Genomic DNA, 20150 nt, shown 5'->3' with positions numbered 1-20150 from the left:
ACTCACGGTATTCGCCACCTACGGGAGCACTATCGGTTTGTTTTATGGTGTAACGTTTTATGCCCGGCGGAGATTTACGCCATTACCACCACTCGTGAAAATGATGAACTGGTCCAATTCCGTTGCCCACTTCCAGCGAATCCGCCTGTTCTAATGCCTGAGACAGCCACTTTTTCGCCGCAGTGATAGTTTGAGGCCAGTCGTTATAGCGTGGATAAAGTGCCGCAAGTGCGGCGGACAGTGTGCAGCCCGTACCATGCGTATGACGCGTTTGCACACGTGGTGCAGTAAAACGCTGCGCTCCACTTCGAGTAAACAACCAATCTGGGCTTTCAGCGTCATCAAGATGACCGCCTTTCATCAGCACGGCCTTGCATCCCATCCCCAGCAACGCATCCCCCTGCTCTTTCATTTCGCGTTCATTCCGGGCATGAGGCGCATCCAGCAGCGCGGCGGCTTCCGGCAGATTCGGAGTGATCAACGCCACCTGCGGCAACAGCCGACGACGCAGGCTTTCTACCGCAGAGGGCGCAAGCAACGGGTCGCCACTTTTCGCCAGCATCACCGTATCGAGCACCACGTTTTTGACTTGGTAAAATGCCAACCGCTCCGCCACCGCTTCAACGATATCGGTTTCAGCCAGCATACCAATTTTAATGGTGTCGATACGCACATCGCTGAGCACAGAATCAAGCTGGGCGGCGACAAACACAGGTTCGATACGATAAACCGACTGCACTCCACGTGTGTTTTGTGCAACCAGCGCGGTAATAACGCTGGTGCCATACGCGCCCAATGCCGAGAACGTTTTAAGGTCAGCCTGGATACCCGCGCCACCACTTGGGTCGGTTCCTGCAATAGTTAGCGCGTTAATGCGTTTAACTCCTTTCATACCAGAGCCTCCGCATTTAGTGCGTAAAGCGCATCCAGAAAGGCTGGAGTGAAACTACCAGGCCCGCGGCTTGCAGCAATTGCCTGTTCGCCAGCACATTTCATAAACTGGCAGGCGGAAGCGACATTGTCTAACCGGGAGCCAGGCAATGAACAACAGGCAGCAACAACTGCGGAAAGTGCACATCCTGTGCCAACAACACGCGTCATCAACACGCCGCCACCGGCAATGCTCCAGGCATTTTCCCCATCGGTGACGTAATCCTCCTCACCTGTTACCGCAACAATCGCACCAGTAATCTGGGCAAGCTTAAGTGCCGCGGGTAGAGCTGAAAGCGCCTCTTCAGAACTGTCCACACCTCGCCCACCACTGTGCTCGCCCGCAAGCGCCATGATTTCCGACGCATTACCACGAATTGCGGCCGGTTTTAATTCAAGGATCGCGCGTGCAAATTGTGTACGAAACTCCAGGCCACCGACGGCCACGGGGTCGAGCACCCAGGGGATAGAAGATTGGTTCGCAGCATGAATGGCAGCAAGCATTGCGGTACTGCGCTCAGAGGTGAGTGTGCCGATATTGATGAGTAGAGCGCAGGCTATAGGGCTAAATTGTGCGGCTTCTTCTGGCTCAATGACCATTGCCGGAGCCGCGCCAATAGCGAGCAACACGTTGGCGGTAAAACTCTGCACCACATCGTTAGTCATGCAGTGAACCAAAGGAGAAGCTTGATGTAAATTGTGTAAAACCGACGCGGCAAGGTGGCCGGGTAGCAGGTCAGGCTGCATATTAAAAGCTCCTGCCCGGCGTGAAGAAGAGATGACCTGGCAGGCATCTGACTTCCCTACGCTGGCATTATCCAGATCAGGTGGTACGGGTATTTCTCAGCCTTCACAAAGAAGGGCACCCCGAGTCATTTAATTCAAAATCAAATACTTGCGATTAACGCTCCGTTAATCCCTGCTCAGGATAATGCCAGCAGGAAGTCAGACAAACAAGTTCTTAATCTAAGTGCGCACAGTGAAATAGTGACCAACTCTCTCAAGCATCATCTTTATCAGGATTTGACTATTAATGAAAACACCGCCCCACACCTATTAACATAAATCTAAAAAATTAATTGAGCATAGTTAACGAGTTCATCATTTATTATTTTTTACCAACCAGTAAAATTATTTCCATGGATTATTTAATCTCACAAAACACTGTTAACACATTGAAATAACTTGACCATTAAATGATCGCAATGTATTTAAAACATACTAAATCACTCCTCGGAACTATCTGATTCGTTATAATGAAATTGGCAACAGCATGCTTTATGTGTATAACTAGAAACATATAATTACCTATGATCTTTTCTTATAAAAAACATAAAATTAACATCCTATATGAATATCGATAACAAAGTTTTACTTAATAAAAACAGCAGTGCTAAAATATTCAATTGGTTAAATATGTGTGTTTTTCTTGTTTCTGGGCTGTTTGTCTCTGTTGCTCAAGCTCAGCTTTCAAAGACAATAGAGAGCATCACAAAAACTCATCAAATAAACATCGCCTATCGTGATGCCCCACCTTTTTCTTATGTAGCATCGGATGGCAAAGTTGTTGGTTATGTTATCGATTTATGTAACGTTATCGTTAGTGATATCAGCAAACATCTGAACATACCGGATTTAAAAGTTAATTATATTGAGAACAAATATCTACCAGAAAGAGATGAATTATTGCGTGAGAAAAAGGTAGATATGATCTGTTCAGTTAATGCTAACGTTATTGAATGGAAAACGATTGCAGACTATTCAAGTCCCTATACTTATTCATATACACGATTCGCAACTTTAAAGAACAAAAAGATATCATCCATTGATCAATTAGCGGGTCATACTGTTAGTGTAACTTCGGGATCAGTTGATGCTCTTGCGCTTAACCAGACCAATCGTGAGTTGAATCTCAATTTATTCGTTATTACGACTCCAACCATGGAAAAAGCTTTTGAACTGATGCGCAGTGGCAAAACATCGGCTGCTTTTATCAACGATATTTCATTAAAAGAAATCATTGAGGCTCATAGCGATAAAAATTTATTTTCAATTAGCGATAAAGGTGTTGGGAAACCACAGTTCTTTGTCATACTACTGCCGCACGATGACAAAGAATTTAAGTCACTGGTAAATCAGAGTCTTTGTAAAATTAGAAAATCACCAGATTTTGGTAAGATCCATGATGTCTGGTTTAATAAACCGATTCCTTATTTAAAGCTAAACTTACAAACTCCTTACTCAAAAGAAATGGATAAAGTATTAACGCAATTTGACGATTGTTTAAGAACAGGGCGATAAATAATTAGTTGCTCAAGACATCAGGTGACTTAAGGAATGTATTAGAATCCTAACCTTGCTAAAGAAATGTCTATTTCTGGATATATTTTCAATTCACTTACTTATGCTTCACACTATTACTCAATGAAAATATATCAACTCATTTTTAAACTTTAATAAAACATATAAGCATCATAAAACAACATTCGCAGCATGTTAATAACATTTGTTTTTGGTTAATCATATATTCCGGTTGACTAGTTACTAAAATTTATATGAAAATTAATAGCAACTTATTGGTTTAGTGTTTGTTGAATGAATCACGGATAAGATTAAAACCTCATGGCTATCATTAGACTGTTTATAATCGAAAAGTAAATCATTGAGAGTAAGTACCATGGGGCTTAGAAGTTTTCTTGTAAAAATGTACACACCTGTGGTCATGGAAACTGAGTTAACTAAAAGAAACTCAAAGATCAGCAAAAGTACAGTATTCAATCAATGGAAAAATTTTCCATTGATGCATTTGGCACGCCCTGAAAACTTAAAAAAATACATCGTGCTCTGCCTTTCATTTGCTCTTCTGTATTCATTTGCGGATAAACTGAGTAATAGCATTGAGATTTCTGGTACAACTATCAGGCTCTACGATCTCACGTTGCCAGTAATTTCCGCGCTGCTCATTTTGTATAACAAAAAAGCAATTCCTGTTCTCATTTTGTTTGCCCTGTATAGTGTTCATACACAGCCTTTACCCCACCTCCTTGGCACAATATCTCAACTCATAGCGGCTTTAATCAGTACTAAAGTCTATTTTTATGCTGCTGGTAAGCGTGGGGCCGTCAGTTTCGGACGCAGTAGCCTTAGTGCCCAGCGCATACTTTGGTTGATATGTTTTAACACCCTTATTTTTACAGTCATTCAACAGTGGTTATTACTAAAATTTCATTTCATATCAGAAGTCAATATTCTTAGTATCCCAACACTGATTAATGTGCAATGGATGTTGACATCCTGTATTACAGGCACCCCATTTTGTTATCTCATTCTTAGGGCTTGTTACCAGCCGCTATGGTTTTTCAATTACTTAAAACAATTAAAAAAATTAATCACTTCTGGGCCGCGGGCAATTTATCAATTACTCTGGGCCTTGTTGGTAGTCGGAATCATGTATTGTCTGATTTATTTACAAGGCGATACTTTAATATATACAGATTACACTATTGTATGGCTTTTACCGGTAATGCTCTGGGGGGCAATTTGTCTCGGCCATGCACTAATGTCCCCTATTTGGGTCGTCATGCTCATTTTATTGAGTGACTACATTGATAATTACATATCAATAAACAATGAGTTTACTTTTAGTCATTATGTTAGCCATTTGGCTTTAACCTGCTCTATGTTTTTTACATTTTCACTAACAATTGTTATTGTTGGTGTATTGGTTACACGCATTTTAAAATATATAAGAAGCCTCAAGAGAATTTCTTTATCAGAGCCCCACACTGGTTTACCTAATCTTCTTGCTTTAAAAAATGATATAGTTCGTTACCCACATGCTGGGTTATGTATTATTCAATGTCCAGAATTAAACACGCTAACACAAACTCATGGAATAATGTTTCGCTTCGAATTCGTTAAGGCTGTTTCTTCTTATTTAAGCCCATTGCTTCTGGATAATGAAAAAATGTATTACAGCCCTGGATATGGGCTTCTTCTGCGCCTTAACAAAGTTGATGACAATATTATTCATCCTTACTATAAAGCAATGTCATCTTTCCGTTTTTCATGGGAAGAAATGGAGCTGGGCCTCAATTTTGGCATCGCGTACATGGAATACGGAAAATGCATCAATAACCTTTCTTATGTCGTGGGCCAGCTTAATGCCCGTACTTATGAATCGCTAAAGCAAGGTAAAGCTGAAGCACTTAATGTCATATACCCCGGTGATCAAACCATCAGTTCGGGAGCTATACGCCATCTTCTGCAAAAGTCGATAGACCGTAAATCATTTATGCTCGTTGCTCAGCCAATAGTTTCAACTAAAAACAGCAGCCAGTATTATGAAATTCTTATTCGAATGAAAACAATCAATAACAAGATATTCTTCCCGGATACTTTTCTACCAGTGGCTGAAGAAGCAGGATTGCTTGCAGAAGTAGATCTGACCGTTATTGAACAAACATTTCAATTTATGCAATCCCTAAATAAAACTGAATCTGAGACTCGTTTCTCCATCAATTTGACACCTCAGTCGCTATGTAGAAAAGATTTTCTGGATAGACTGAATGTTCTTTTAAAGAACTATTTAATACGTCCTGATCGCATAATATTTGAAATCATAGAGTCAGATATTATCGATAGTATTAATGCATCCCGTGTTCTGCAGGAGCTACGCAAACTGGGATGCCAAATTGCGATTGATGATTTTGGTACAGGAGCATCCAGTTACTCTCGTCTAAAAACATTAGATGTCGACATACTGAAAATAGATGGCTCCTTTATTCGCAATGTTGTTGAAGATAAGTTTGACCGACTAATCGTCATGTCATTCTGTGAAGCGGCAAAATTTAAAAGTCTGGAAGTTGTCGCGGAATTTGTTGAAAATGAAGAAATAAAACAAATGCTAATATCGATGGGAATAGAGTGGTTGCAGGGATATCATACCGGGAAACCTGTCCCAATTGAGTCTCTATGGTCGTAATTAATAGACACTTGAATTCATATATTTCTCTAATGTGTTGATAGTTAGATTGGGAAGTAACCTGAAATGATACTTACGCTGAAGAAATTTTTCTATAATTGTTATCCAATGATAACATTATTTATAGTCACTACGCTGACAACCTTCATAGGTATTATTGAAAGAGTTAATGGCCCATTTTCTTTAGTTTGGTTGACCAATGCTATAACCATTGGTGTGTTATTACGCTTCTACAAACATGTTAACTGGCAACATTATTTAATTTGTTGCGCCGGCATGGTGTTGCCAGATTTATTAATCGGTACAAGCCTTAACCAGGTTTTATTGATGACCATTGCAAATGTTATCACAATTTCAATAGGTTATATTACCCTGCAACGCTTTGCTACGCGTACTGAAGAAGGCGAATGGCTGGGTAGCTTGCATAGCGTTCCGCAATGGTTATTGCTCTGCCAACCCTCTCTTATCATAGGTTCGTTAGTAGGATCAGGGGCATTATTTGCTCTGTATGATAATGCTTTTTTACAGACAGCATTTTATTGGTATTTAAACGAGTCGCTTGATTTCATAGTGTTTTTACCAGTCATTTTGGCAGCCCCAAGAATACTTAAATCTTTCGCAAATGATTTTTTTAATGCATCCTTACATATTATCCCGTCTATTTTATTATTGTTTGCCTTTGTTTTTATAAAAGACAAAATATATTTCCTGATGGCGTCTATATTAATCATTCCAACAATAATATGGTTGGCACTTTCAGGTAATCTATTTTTAACAACCTTTGGTATCAGTATGAATGGTGCATTCTTCTTTATGTGGATCATTCACTCTACACATGGTTATCTACATTTTTCCGAGAATATCTACATCTCTGCAGTCAGGACGATTGTCGCAGTATTGGCGCTTTGCGCGCTTACAATTGCGGTTGCCATTTCTGAACGAGATAAACTTTTTTCTAAGCTATCCCAACTTGCTAATCACGATGATTTGACCGGTATTCTCAATCGCCGGGCATTTACTAAAGCAGCTGAGGCTATTACGTCGTCATTGAACAAGGGCGATATCTGTTCAATGGTTTTAATTGATATTGATTTTTTCAAGAAAATAAATGACGTATGGGGGCATCAAAAGGGAGATAAGGTTCTCGTTGCCTTTTGCCAGCGATTAAAACAGTGTATCCCCGAGAGTCAATTATTTGGACGCGTAGGCGGTGAAGAGTTTGCCCTGTTGCTCACTAATACTCCTGAGATAAATCACCAGGAATTAACTAATACCATTGTTAATGAACTGTCCAGAAACCCTCTTTCTATTGATAATGAGCCGTTCCCACTAACAATTAGCGCTGGTATGGCCGCCTGGTCTGAAGGGCAAAAATATGAGACGTTGTTTAAATATGCTGACCTGGCTTTGTATCAAGCAAAAAATAATGGGCGCAATCAATGGCAGGAGTACCTACCTTGCGAAAAAATGCTCCCTAACCAAAATTTGACACCGTCATTATTATAGACATTTATATCCAGGCGGTAACCGTCTGGATATAAATACCCACCTCCCTTCCCTTGGTTATTGTTTTAAGAAACCCCTTATATTTACTTAAGTCAATTCTAATATCTAACATCATTATTTCATGTCAGGATTTATCGCAACGATATAATCGTAAGCTATATAAAATTAACTTACGATTATCAGCGGTATTGACAAAGAGTATATTTCAGCACTGACAGGTGCTGTTGATGAAAAAATATGGAAATGATGATTGATGCACCACTGACTCACGCCCGAATCACTATCCACAAACCTTTTCTTTGTGCTGCGGGTTACTGAAGATTTGTACATAGCCGCGCGCAAACGTAGATTTCGACGCATCAAAAATGGCGATCTGACACATTTTCATAGCCGGTTGGCCCCAATTGTCTTTGACCGCATTGAGTCTCTACAACAGCAAATGTATGCAAAGCAGTTGCCGGAACCACTCGATATCATACTTGTGACCAGTGACTACTACTTGTCGCTGGCACTGACTGAGCACTTTTTTAAGTTCCAGCGAACTCACGTCTGTGTAAACCTGGAGGAGGCTGAAGTGATGCTTCAACAAACCCCACAACCGCGAGTGTTCATCGATCTGGATGGCGTAAGCGAGCCAGCAATTGATGTGCTAAATATGATCAGGCAATGGCAACAAACCTGGCCTCGCCTGAATATGATGCAACTGACAGCCTGCCGTTGTATGGAAGTCGCCCGACTGATTGATGCGTCATCAATCTTCCCTGTGGTGGAACGGCGACTAAGAATTACCGATCTTCTTATTCTGCTGACTCAAAAGCGAGCCCGGCAAGATTGGTCCATTGCTCAGAATGGGTCACACTCAGTCCCACTTTCAAAGCGTGAATGGAATATTCTGCTGGCCGTGGCAAAAGGAGAGTCGCTGAAAACCATTGCCGCGTCATTTCACAAACCCTACCACTCTGTGGTTTACACCCTTGGGCGGGTTGCCGCACGTATTGGAGTAGGGAACAACAAATCACTGATACATTTGCTGAATAAATTGTCCTGCACGTCATCCGCTAAAGTGTAGCCGCGCTAACTAACCGCCTTCCGAGTGAAAGCCAGGAAACGACTTATTTTCAATGTTTCAATTTTGTTAAATGAGATCTATTTATTAACAATTACAACTATTCCTGGAAAATCAGTTTCCCGCAAACTATGCCGCTTCCCGACGATTAACCACGTAATCACTCTGTGCTACGGATAACAAATAGTAAACATTCGATACTTCGCACTATTCTTCATGTTCAAAACAATCTTTTTTCCCAAATATTTCACTTAACACAGATGCATTCCCCAAATAACAATTAATTAACCAATTTAATTAGAATTTAATCACAGTATTATTCCCCGAGCATAACAGTGGCCTTTTTCTTAAATAATATGGCTGTATAATCAATCTATTCATTTATCTAATATGAATAGCTTGTTTTTCTTACTGAAATAACTCTCTTTGTTTCACTCGTAGCAATTAGAAAATAGCACTTATGAAGGAAGTGTTTAAGTTCAAGGGAGTATCTTGCATACATTATAAAATACGAAATAGTGAAACACCTTTTCACTTTCGCCGCCAGTGACTTTGCGTCAATGCGATATGTTCCTCAAAAAATTCGAGGCAAGAATATGAAACCTGCATCCGTAATTATTATGGACGAACACCCTATTGTCAGAATGTCGATAGAGGTACTGCTACAGAAAAATAAAAATATTGATGTGGTGATGAAAACTGACGATAGCCGGGAGGTAGTTAACTATATGCGCTCTAACCCTGTCGATTTGGTGATTCTCGATATTGAACTGCCATCTATTGACGGCTTCACTTTATTAAAAAGAATCAAGAGCATACAGGCTGACACTCGGATATTATTCTTATCTTCCAAGTCTGAAAGGTTTTATGCGGGCCGTGCTATTCAGGCCGGTGCAAATGGGTTTGTCAGTAAAAGGAAGGAGCAGGAGGATATCTATCATGCGGTTGAAATGTTGCTTGCAGGGTATTCATTTTTCCCCTCCGAAACGCTGGAGTTAATCAGTAATCCGGGTTCACGCAGCGGAGTTACTGACGATACGCCATTATCTAATAGAGAGATAACCGTATTACGTTACCTGGCCAATGGTCTATCCAATAAAGAAATTGCCGAACAACTTCTGCTGAGTAACAAAACCATCAGCGCACATAAATCTAATATATTTTCCAAGCTGCATGTATCATCGATTGTCGAACTTATCGATTACGCCCGAGTAAAAGAGCTATTATAACTGCACGCCCAATCACTGTTTTAAATCAAAAAACCGGGTTGACGTCCGGTTTTTATTTAATTTAATGATGCCTGAGAGGTTTTCTAATAATAACTAATCATAAACGTAGCATCTGCGTCGGCTTGCCCGGCTTGTGGGTTATCGGCAAGCGCGATGTAATTCGCAAAAAAGGTTAATTCCGCATTTCCGTTAGCATCAACTGGCACATCCTGGCTTGCCTCCTCAAGAGGCAGGCGGGTTTTATCTTTATCGCGCAACTCGACGGCCACATTTGTCGCCCCACTCGTGTTATTAAGCCCCAGCAAGCCGGCGTTGCCCGTGGCTTGCTTTCCAGAAAAGGTGATGGACGCAGCACCCGGTGGGCAGCCGTTAAGCTTCAACGTGAACGGCATGCTTTGCGTAGTGCTGCCTGCGGTGCGCAGTTGTTTGGTCGGCCAACGCCCAAGCTGCACTGTTTTATTGTCATCCCCAATTTCGACGTAACAGCTGAAATCCACCACGTTGCCACGCAGTTCTATATTGATGGCACCGAGCGAAGTGTCGGCCTGAGCATGACTCACAAGGCTTGCCGCCAACCACAGCAGCATTGCAATTTTAGTCATAATCCACCCGCAAATAGCCCCGCGCACTAAACGGCCCTTCCGCCGGTTTGTTCCCTGTCACGCTTACCGGCCAGGCCCGAATCCCCACTTGCGCCGCAGCTGCATCGTCAAGACGGAAATTGATTTTGCTACCCAAATTGTTAGGAATAAATGGCGTTCCGCTGCTATCGGCGACGATAAACCCGAGATCGTTATTATTTGAAACCATCATATTACCGGACGCCTTCTCTGCCTCCACCCGCAGAGAAAGATAGGCCTGCGCCGCCACATTGGTGCATTTAATAGCGATGGTTTTAGTTTGCGGCGTCACACCTTGCGGTCGATTCCCGGCTCCGGCCTGGCTAAATAGCGCGGCACCAATGTCGCCAAAATCAAATTCAACGATTTGCCCGGCGTTGATTTCACAGCTTTGCGGCACTTCAATTTTGCCGCTATAGCTAATGGTATAAACCGGAGTGGTGAGTGGGTCGGTGTTCCGCGTCGTGACATATACCGTAAACATGGTCTGCCGTGGAATCGGCACCATATTGATAAAGCGCCGTGTCACTTTGAGTTTAAAAACCAGCTTCGAATCCTGAACCGGAAACGGCTGCTGTTTGGACACATTGTTGTGGGTTCCCATCTGAATATAGTTGCGTGGCGGATAAAATTGACCGGCGTAGCTGTCTGTGATGCTCATCGCTCCTTCGAGATAATCATTGAGCTTGATGTACTGGTAACCGCCGATCACTTCTTGCACCGGCAAGGTACTCACGTAACTGCGCATCGTGGTGTTGCCGGTGGTTCCTTGCGGGCAAGTGGCATTGACACCGATCCAACCCGACTTTTCTGCAAGGGTGATGATTTGCCCGACGTTATTGTTTGCGCTGGTGAATACGTCAGACAGATCGTAAAAAATATCCGCTGGCACACCATTGGTGTTTTGGCAGACTGTGGCAAACGCCGGGAGCGCACATATCCACAGCGCCACCCCTGCTAAAGATGTCATCAATTTCATAAACAGATCCCTGAATCCTATGAACAGGTCGCACTCGCCACGACGATCGCCTGAGTCAGGCTTTCTGGCGGTAATGTAAATGGTGCGAAACACTGTGATCCTTTACCCTCGCCCCACTGAATCAGCAGTTTTCCCTGGAGTGGCAAGCCGCTGAGGTAAATTTGCCCGTCATCACCAACCATACTGGTGATGCCCGTGGTTTCTTCGCGCACCACAGAGCCGAACGGTACCGCTCGCCCACCACGGGTTACGGTGATGATTGTCCGCACGCCCACACGCGCCTTAAATTCCGCACGCACCAATGCGCCTTCCGTTGGCACCACGCTGCTGACGTTGTTTTCAATGTCGGTGTGGTTGTCCATGGTGTTGGTATCGAGAGCGATACGGTTGTGGCGATATACCGTGGCGTAAGGCATCACCGCGTAACCGCGCCAGTCAGTTTTCACCCCGGTCTGGTTTTCGACGCCAACCCCGCTGGCTCCCGGCGCTTTTATTAACACGTTGGTGTCACCAAGCGGCTGGCTAAACGTGATGCCATCTGCGTGACCCACCACGCCGCCAGAAGCCTGCCAGTTGTAGTCATGTTGGTCGCGGTCGTAGTTGTAGCCAAGCCCCAATGTGCCGTAGGTAGCCTGCCAGTTAGCCGTGGCACTTCCGCTGTATCCGTTAGTGTCGCTGTGGCCTTGAGTGACGCTGTAATTGAGGTTTCGGTCTTCAAGTAATGTTCCGCCGATACCTGTTTGCACGGTAGCATCGCCATCTGAGTTGTTACTGACAGCAAAAGTGGCGTAAGCGTGATCGATGGTGCTGGTGCGCGAATAGCCATGCCCCAGCAAGGTGCTAAATGGCACCGAAAGGTTAAAGGCCATAATGCGATCGCTATCGGCGATCCCGACGGATTTGCTCCACGACATCGAAAGTGAGTAACTCATCCCGCGCCAGCCGCTGGCATATCCGGCCTGATACCATGTGTTGTTCTGGTTGGTTTCCCAGTAAGTTTGCTGGCTGCCTGAAACATAGAGTGACCCGTAATCACCCAGTGATTGAGAAACGTTGATTTGAAATCGCCCGCGCTTGCTGTAACGCAAGTTGTGGTAGCTCTGCACAACCGGCTCATCTTTGCGTCCACCATCCGCTTCGTCGGCGTATTCGTAGCCTTCGATATTTTTGTATGCCACCTCATCGAGCGTATAAAAACCACGCGTGGAATAGCGATAGCCCAACAACTGGAAGTTAGTGCCGTAACCGCTGAGGGATTTGGCGTACAGGAATCGTAGCGACTGACCTTGATGGTCGCTGTCATCTGCAAGTCGGCTGCGAGCGTGGGTAACATCCATTGAAAGCGCGCCCCACTCCCCGAGGTTTTTCCCAGCCCCCAGCGCCACAGCGGTGTAGTCTTCGGCAAGCTGAGTACCGCCATAGGCGGTAAAACCGTAGGGTAAACCCGCAATCAGCGTGACCTGGGTGAAGAATGGCGTATCCTGCTGGTCGCTTCCGCTACGGAAATCCCCGGTCACCAGATCGAATTTCAGCCGCCCGTCCCGTTGCAATAACGGGACGGTGGAATAAGGCACGGTGTATTTTTGCTGAGTACCATCTTTTTCTTCGAGAGTGACCTCCAGGTCGCCGCTGGAAGAGGTGGGATTGAGGTCACTGATGGTAAATGCACCCGGTGAAACGTAGCTTTGGTAAATCACAAAACTGTTCTGGCGAATGGTGATTTTGGCGTGGGTACGCGCGATACCGCGTACCGTTGGCGCGTAACCTTGCAGGCTGTCGGGGTACATACTGTCAGCCGAATAGAGCCGCGCCCCGCGAAATCCCAGACTGTCGAACACATCGCTACCTGTGTTGCTGTCACCTAATACCAGCTCGCTTTTGAGTGGAATAATCGTCCGTTGCGCATAGGTGCTGATGTTGTTCCAGCTGTTAGTGTGGTAGCCATCTGCGCGAGTGTAGTTCCAGGCACCGCTGTTACGCAGCCGCCATGCTCCGTAGTTCAGGCCACTTTGCAGGCTTAAATAATAGTTATCGTCGTCGCTGCCATGGTTGCCGGTAAAGCTGTAGTTGAGGAGCGCTGCCGGAACCCCTTCGTCCCACTCCTGCGGCGGTATATAGCCCCGGGCGCTGTTAAGCAGCGATGCCTGCGGCAAGCTGATATCCAGGCGTAGTTTGGCAAAATCAAAATTTGTCTCGGAATCAGGGATCAGCACCGCGAGCGGTACACATTCCCCGGACTTAAACTTCGCAAGCGCCGGATAAGCCAGCATGTTCAGTCCCAGCCGCTTCAACCAGTCAGTGTCAAGGCACGGTACCAGGCCGCTCGATTTTGCTTTTCCGCCACTGACGTCGCTGGCAATAAAACGGAGATCCTGGGTCGAGATAAATTCATCGTTACGCCAGATGTCCACGCGATAGACACCAGGTGCCTGATGGCTGCCTTTTTCAAAACGCGATAAATCCGCCATTGCGGCATCTTCTGCCGACAAAAACCCTGGGTTAAAGTAGCTTTCCCCGGAGCTGATTACCGGCCATAGCGCGGCCATTATCATCGCCGCAAGCGGGGTGACTGACTTGTTGATCATCTGCCAGATATCCTTGTTGCACAGATTACCTGCATTACAGCATTACGCCCGCTTGCACAGGCGTCACCGCACCATAGTCATTGACGGTCTGGAAGGAGATAGCACCTTTTAGCGCGGTCGAAACCACCACGTGCGACACGCTTTTTGGCGCGACCATGGTATTAGCCAGTTTCTCGTTGCCAATTTTAAGATTGACCGTGCTGACGTAATACGGTGAAGGATTGTGAATACTCAGTTGCTCGCCGTTGCGGCTAAAGCGCAGTTGTTTCAGCGCCTCTTCTGGCTGCATTTGCAGGTTTTTAGGGCGCACAAACAGCTTGATGCGCGACAAAATCGCCAGTTGCAGTACGTTGCTGCCTTCGAGATTATTTTTATCGACCGAAGGAATCGCTTTCACGTTCATCCAGAAAATAGTTTCGCGGTCTGTGGGCAACGCTGGCCCGGCGTAAATAATCCGCAGTGTATTTTCGCTCGAGGGCTCACTAACAAAAAGTGGAGGCGTGACAATAAAACTTTTATCTCTGGCACCTGCACTATTTTCAATCCACGAGTTCACCAGAAAGCGTTCTTTGCTATCGCTATTATTAATTGAGAGCGAAGTTTGTTTTGCCTCGGCAGGATAAATAACCCGTGTCGCACCCAATGCAACGCCTCCGGCAGCTTGCGCATTAAAGCACAGCATTAACAGGCACAGCATTATGGCCGAGCATTGTTTAAATAAAGTCGTCATTACACGGCACCATCATTATTACTATTATTAAATCTTTAATTCAGAAATAATGAATTTCTGTTCGTCAATAAAAGAAGCCTCATTTCTGAGGCTTGCGTTATCCCTACAAAATTTGATTATTCGTATTTCATTACAAATGTCGCATCAGCGTTGGCCTGGCCTGCTGTTGCGATGGCTGCGGTAGATTTATAGCGCGCGGTGAACGGCAGGGTGTTCGTCCCGTCAATCAGTGTCTGCGCGGTGGAGAAGACAGTACCATCCGGGGTCAACACTTTCGATTTGCTATCGAGGATTTCGATACCGACGCCGCCTGCCGTGGTGCTGTTGTCACCCGAGTTAATCGCCAGAAGCGTAGGGTCGGTGCCGTCAGTTTGGCCTGAGAATGAGACAGAAGCCAGGGTGGAAACTGTGGTATCGCAATCGTTAAGCACGATGGTGAATGGGATCTGCGCGGAGGTGTCACCCACTTTAGTAAACGCCGCCGTACGGTATTGGCCCAGTTTCACCGTTTGATCGGAAGACTGCGTGCTCACCGCACAGGCCGCATTCACCAGTTCACCTTTAAAGTGAACCGTACCGCCATTTACAGTCACTACGTCGGCCTGTGCTGCACCGCTCACTAATGCAATACCTGCAACCAATGAGGACGCAATTTTGCTGAATTTCATCGAGATTCCTTTAATTATTTAATTACCCTTATTGAATAATGCATCCTTCATTATTCCAGTGAATAACCGGGGCCATAGATAGTCCATCCCCTCCCCTCAATCCATAAGGAGATATTTATTTATCGTCATCAATGAAGTCTAAATTAATATTTAAAACACCATCTCTTCGACGATGAGTAATTTAAGTCAAATAAACATTTAATAACATGTAACAAACCTTTATCTTGCCTCAGTAATGTCCTATTAAGTTCTAAGATATCGACCAACGACTTCCGGATGGATGAGTGATGCTGACGAAGAAGCACCATGAAGGGTGACGCTGGGTGAATGAAACAGATAAAACCTGGTATACTCAGCGCCAATTCAAGATATTCTTAGTAAATTCTTTTTAAGCCGCTAATTTATTGATTCACTGGATCTGTCCTGATGATACCCAAAATGTTAAAAATGCCGCTGCTGCTGGCATTGTTGTCTTGTTTAATGATGATGTCTTTCCCGTCTCATGCGGATGACCCTACTGGGCAAACAGCCAGTGAAGAGCCGGTTAAGATCAATGCCAGCACGGTAATTCCCGCGTTGCAAAAGCGCCTGGATTCACTTAAGCAGCGAGTGTCCACGGCAAAAACCGATAAACAATTCACCAGCCTAAATGACGATTCGCAAAAATTGGTGAGTGAAGCCGATAAGCTCGCCGTTGCACTGGCACCGCAATTAACTCAGGTTCAGGCACAGTTGGATGTTCTTGGACCGGCACCGGCACCAGGTGCACTGGCCGAAACACCGCAAGTTGTAAGCCAACGCAAACAACTGAACAACAGTAAAACTTTGCTCACCACACAAATCGAGCAAACCAAAGCCATTGCAGTTGCCGCGCAAAACCTCTCTTCGCAAATCTCTGGATTGCGCCGCGATGCACTGAAAACACAAATTGCCCTGAATACCGGCAGTATTCTTGGCGAAAAATTCTGGTCACCCGTATTCGAACCCAACGACAAAGACGCTGTACGCTTCGGTGAATTTGGCGCTCAGATTAGTGATGCCTGGGCCGAGGCCTGGAGCGATGAATGGCGAATAGGTTCGGGTATCTATCTGTTACTGGCGCTGGGGATTGGGGTATTTGGTCGTTTCGGACTGGATAAACCAATGAACTGGATTCTGCCTCGCTGGCTGCCGCAAGGCCGTTTTCGCCGCAGTTTCCTCGCCTGTTTCACAACTTTAAGTACTACGCTGACGCTGGGTATCAGCATGCAGTTGCTGTGCTATACCTTCACGCGCCTGCCTGATACCTCACCATGGGTTAATGAGTTTGCCGGACAACTGGTCGAGCTGACCTATTTTTCCGCGGTGATTGCCGGTCTTGGCATCGCATTGCTATCTAATAGTCACCCGTCCTGGCGACTGCCGGGTATTGCCGACCCGCTGGCAAAAACGCTGGCGTCATTCCCGATTTTACTGGCAGCCTTCATATTTATCTTCGGTATCATCGAGCAGTTGAACTCGCTGGTTGGAGCGAGTATTGATGCCACGTTATTTGGTAATGGTCTGGCCGCTTTGCTAGTTGCGCTCAATTGCCTGATCGCACCTGTTCGCGTCAACCGGATACGCAGGCAAATGCGTGCTGAAGGCGAGCAAACAGAAGCGCGTTCAACCGTTGCGGGCCTTATTCACCTCGTCATCAGCCTCACCGCTTTGGTTATCTTGCTGGCACTGTTGATTGGCTACATTCCACTGGCCCGTTTCGTCACCTTTGAATTGTTGTGGATTGGCCTGGTTGTTTGCAGCCTGTATCTGCTGATTCACTTCGTGGTGGATTTGTGTGAAGCAGTATTCTCCCCGTCAACCCACAGCGGGAAAATCCTTAAAAGCACGCTAAGTCTCAACGACCGCCATCTGTCGCTTGCCGCGACTCTGTTCTCAGCGGTTGGGAAGACATCACTGCTGGTAATGGCAGCAGTCGCTTTGCTTAACGGTACCTTCGGCACTACGACGCCAATGGAGTTACTGACTAAAATCGCTGATATGTGGGGTGGTAAAGGTCTCGAAGGGATGAACATCATCCCGGCACATGCACTTAATGCGGTGTTGTGTCTGGTGGTGGGTTGGTATGTTCTGCGCTCTACTCGTCGCTGGCTGGATAACGATTTCCTGCCAAAAACCAATATGGACCGCGGCCTGCGTGCTTCGCTGGTAACGCTGTTCACCAACGTCGGTTACGTGCTGATTATCATGCTCACGTTGTCGATGCTCGGTATTGAATGGAACAAACTGGCCTGGATAGTCAGCGCCCTGTCGGTTGGTATCGGTTTTGGCTTGCAGGAAATTGTGAAGAACTTTATTTCCGGCTTGATTCTGTTGACCGAGCGTCCGGTAAAAGTGGGCGATCTGGTTAGTATCAGCGGGGTTGAGGGTGATATTCGGCGTATCAACGTACGTGCCACAGAGATTCAATTAGGTGACAAATCAACGGTAATTGTTCCGAACTCGCAGCTAATTTCGCAAAACGTGCGTAATGCCACGATGGGAAATGCACAAGGTGTGGCAACTATATCTCTGACTTTCCCATTGGATATCGACCCTGAGCAAGTCCGTAATTTACTGCTTGAGGCGTATAACCTGCATGAATCAATTCTGGAAAACCCTCAGCCCTCAGTCAGCTTTAAAGAACTGGGGCCAACCGGGATTGTGCTGAGTGTTACCGGTTATGTGAATAGCCCGCGAATGGTTAGCTCAACGCGCAGTGACCTGCTTTATGAGATCCTCAAAATGCTGCGCGCCGCAGGCATTAGCCTTAGCCAGACACAAACGATGATCCTTGAACAGCCGACAACTAAGGCTGTAATAGAGGAATAATCAACAAAGCCACTGGCCGTCCATGCGCCAGTGGCTTTCGAATGTAAGAGTCAAAACAGCTCTCATTGGCCAATCATTATTTTTAAGAATACTTACCGAAAACACATTCATGAAATTGATTTATATCAACAACTGCTAACGCACTCGGCAGCATTATCTCGCCACGAAAATACATTCCACTTCTTAAACTTTCCCAATGGGTAATAATTAAGAAGATCTAATATATAAGAGAGTTAATGATGAGCAAATTCAACGTAGCAGTAGCAGCCCTGGTGGGCGGAATGTTGTTGTCTCCTGCAGCGATGGCACTCGATTTGGCCAACGGTAGCTGGAAAGGCGCAGGTGATTCAGTAAAAGTCGTGGTTAACAACAAAGCCGTGACAATTAACGGTAAAAAAGCGACCCGAACCATTAACAATCCTGATTTCGCAGAATGGAAAGGCGCTGGCTACACCCTGAGCTTCACCCGTAGCGGTGATGAAATGAGTGGCGAATGGTCTGCACCGCATAAACATGGCGCACTGCAACAAGTCAGCAGCACCAGTACCTCAAGTGCGAAGAAACTCGAGAAAAAAGATCTGATGGACTTAACTACCAGCCAGGTCGAAGCAAAACTTAAAGCTGCAGGCTGGAAAGAAGTGTACCCGTATACCGAATACACCCTGAACGGCCAGCGCGTGAAGATTCAATACCGCGCCGATCACGCTAATTCAGTCATTTTTCAGTAAGTAAAAAGGCCGGTCAGGGATGACCAGCCTCAAGTTTAACTATCAGGAAAGCAACTCAATAGGTTCTGAATTCCCGCGAGCGCGCCACAGCACGACCTAGCGTTGAATCGATGCCACCATAATCACCGACCCCAACAGCACCATCACAATTGAAATCGTCCCATTGAAAATGTTGAAGCCTTTGGCTGCACTATTGAAGTAGACGTTTTTCACCATCCAGTAAGCCGCGTAGTTTACCGTCACATACAGATAAGACAGTGGCACCAGGCAGGTCAGCACGTACCAGCGTTTTTCTGACATACGCAGAATAATGGTTGTGCCAATCATCAGACCAATTGAAGCCATTAGCTGGTTAGAAACACCAAACAATGCCCAACGCTCCCAGAGCCCGACGCAAATCGCTACAGGGATAGTCATAAACACAGCGAACGTGCCCCATCGGTTACGTTCGAGTGCATGCACCACCACCATCGACAAACCAGCCATGGTAATGGTGATGACAAATAGCATAGCAAGACCGGTACACCAGCCAGCCACCGGGCCAAGTTCCGCTGTTGCCACTTCTGAGAGTGACTTTCCGCGGTGTTTCATCGAGGCGAAAAGCACTACGGTGTCGTGCACCGCGCCGCCTACCACACATCCGATAAGCAGCCATAAGAAGCTTGGCAGATAACCGTATTGAGCCGCCCTAACGGTCCTGCTGCCGCGATTGCGGCAAAGTGACTGCCGAAGTTAACCCATTTTTTGTCGGGACGTAGTCTTTGCCGTCCTCAAGAATATGTGACGGTGTGATTTCTGAGTCATCTGCATTCAACACTTTACGGACGAAAAACACCCCGTAAAGGCGATAGGAGAGAACGCCCTCTCCTTGGCAATCCTGGCGCCCGGTGATTAAATTGCCGCTGCGCGGTAAACCCCAGCTTATCCCCAACGTTCAGGGTCGTTCGCGACTCGCTCCCGGCGATCGCTCTCTTTCGCTGCTCCCGGCAGCTCAACCCTGACTTATGGGTAACGCTGGGGCAATTTATACCGGGACTCAAGGCCAAAACCGATTCGGTTTTTGACTTTAGGTTTTGACGTTGACCTTAGCTTTTGGCGTTGACCTTTGAGTCCGGCATAAATCGCCTCCGGTTTGACTGTAAGGCCGGGTCGAGCCGTCGGGAACGGCGAGAGGTTGTGATCGCCGGGAGCGAGTCACAACCGACCCAGGGACTGAAAGGAAAAACGGAGGTTTACTGCGAAGCAGCGATTTAAACGCCGGGAGCCGGGATTGCA

13 protein-coding genes, 2 pseudogenes and 1 riboswitch are annotated in these 20150 nt (G+C 45.9%); of the genes and pseudogenes, 7 read left to right on the top strand and 8 right to left on the bottom strand.

Annotated elements, in window-relative coordinates; genetic code table 11:
* Window positions 1-82: 82 nt before the first annotated feature.
* Window positions 83-892, bottom strand: a complete 810-nt coding sequence (gene thiD / locus AC0IXI_RS08165) for a bifunctional hydroxymethylpyrimidine kinase/phosphomethylpyrimidine kinase (RefSeq protein WP_471682217.1) — start codon at window positions 890-892, stop codon at window positions 83-85.
* Window positions 889-1677: a hydroxyethylthiazole kinase gene (gene thiM, locus AC0IXI_RS08160; protein WP_471682216.1), complete on the bottom strand. Its 789-nt coding sequence runs from the start codon at window positions 1675-1677 to the stop codon at window positions 889-891. The genes thiD and thiM overlap by 4 nt, the downstream gene beginning before the upstream one ends.
* A 36-nt stretch (window positions 1678-1713) precedes the next feature.
* Window positions 1714-1810: riboswitch (TPP riboswitch) on the bottom strand.
* A gap of 470 nt (window positions 1811-2280) precedes the next feature.
* On the opposite strand from thiM, the gene AC0IXI_RS08155 reads away from it, so the two are divergent.
* The 5 genes from AC0IXI_RS08155 (at window position 2281) to fimZ (ending at window position 9715) form a co-directional block, all read left to right on the top strand.
* Entirely contained in the window at window positions 2281-3231 is a 951-nt protein-coding gene (locus AC0IXI_RS08155; protein WP_471682215.1) for a transporter substrate-binding domain-containing protein, read from the top strand.
* Between the two features lie 376 nt (window positions 3232-3607).
* Window positions 3608-5914 carry a bifunctional diguanylate cyclase/phosphodiesterase gene (locus AC0IXI_RS08150; protein ID WP_471682214.1) on the top strand — a complete coding sequence of 769 codons (2307 nt, stop codon included), beginning with the start codon at window positions 3608-3610 and terminating at the stop codon, window positions 5912-5914.
* A gap of 66 nt (window positions 5915-5980) precedes the next feature.
* Entirely contained in the window at window positions 5981-7420 is a 1440-nt protein-coding gene (locus AC0IXI_RS08145) for a GGDEF domain-containing protein (RefSeq protein WP_471682213.1), read from the top strand.
* A 322-nt stretch (window positions 7421-7742) separates the two neighbouring features.
* A complete protein-coding gene (locus AC0IXI_RS08140) occupies window positions 7743-8489 on the top strand; it encodes a LuxR C-terminal-related transcriptional regulator (protein WP_471682212.1) in 747 nt (248 codons plus the stop codon).
* 593 nt (window positions 8490-9082) lie between these two features.
* Window positions 9083-9715 carry a fimbria biosynthesis transcriptional regulator FimZ gene (gene fimZ, locus AC0IXI_RS08135; RefSeq protein ID WP_134185331.1) on the top strand — a complete coding sequence of 211 codons (633 nt, stop codon included), beginning with the start codon at window positions 9083-9085 and terminating at the stop codon, window positions 9713-9715.
* Window positions 9716-9798: 83 nt separating this feature from the next.
* On the opposite strand, the gene sfmF is transcribed toward fimZ, so the two are convergent.
* The 5 genes and pseudogenes from sfmF to fimA form a co-directional block, all read right to left on the bottom strand.
* Window positions 9799-10317 carry a fimbria assembly protein gene (gene sfmF, locus AC0IXI_RS08130; RefSeq protein WP_064512363.1) on the bottom strand — a complete coding sequence of 173 codons (519 nt, stop codon included), beginning with the start codon at window positions 10315-10317 and terminating at the stop codon, window positions 9799-9801.
* Window positions 10310-11314 (bottom strand): type 1 fimbria D-mannose specific adhesin FimH, encoded by a 1005-nt coding sequence (gene fimH / locus AC0IXI_RS08125; RefSeq protein ID WP_134185329.1) that lies wholly within the window; start codon window positions 11312-11314, stop codon window positions 10310-10312. The genes sfmF and fimH overlap by 8 nt, the downstream gene beginning before the upstream one ends.
* 17 nt (window positions 11315-11331) lie before the next feature.
* A pseudogene (locus AC0IXI_RS08120) lies at window positions 11332-13854 on the bottom strand (fimbrial biogenesis usher protein); the annotation flags it as partial.
* 79 nt (window positions 13855-13933) lie between these two features.
* Window positions 13934-14629, bottom strand: a complete 696-nt coding sequence (gene fimC / locus AC0IXI_RS08115; protein WP_134185325.1) for a type 1 fimbria chaperone FimC — start codon at window positions 14627-14629, stop codon at window positions 13934-13936.
* A gap of 116 nt (window positions 14630-14745) precedes the next feature.
* A complete protein-coding gene (fimA, locus tag AC0IXI_RS08110; protein WP_154155513.1) occupies window positions 14746-15297 on the bottom strand; it encodes a type 1 fimbrial major subunit FimA in 552 nt (183 codons plus the stop codon).
* A 438-nt stretch (window positions 15298-15735) separates the two neighbouring features.
* On the opposite strand from fimA, the gene AC0IXI_RS08105 reads away from it, so the two are divergent.
* Both AC0IXI_RS08105 and AC0IXI_RS08100 read left to right on the top strand, forming a co-directional pair.
* On the top strand, window positions 15736-18147 hold the full coding sequence (locus AC0IXI_RS08105) for a DUF3772 domain-containing protein (protein ID WP_471682211.1): 2412 nt from the start codon (window positions 15736-15738) through the stop codon (window positions 18145-18147).
* Window positions 18148-18386: 239 nt separating this feature from the next.
* Complete coding sequence (locus tag AC0IXI_RS08100) at window positions 18387-18875, top strand: hypothetical protein (RefSeq protein WP_208326145.1); 489 nt, start codon at window positions 18387-18389, stop codon at window positions 18873-18875.
* 96 nt (window positions 18876-18971) lie between these two features.
* Here the strand turns inward: AC0IXI_RS08100 and AC0IXI_RS08095 are convergent.
* A pseudogene (locus AC0IXI_RS08095) lies at window positions 18972-19767 on the bottom strand (carbon starvation CstA family protein).
* Window positions 19768-20150 lie beyond the last annotated feature (383 nt).

This window comes from Buttiauxella sp. AC038, assembly GCF_979253565.1.
The sequence above is the reverse complement of the archived record's forward strand: the minus strand, read 5'-3'. Positions and strand labels throughout refer to the sequence as shown.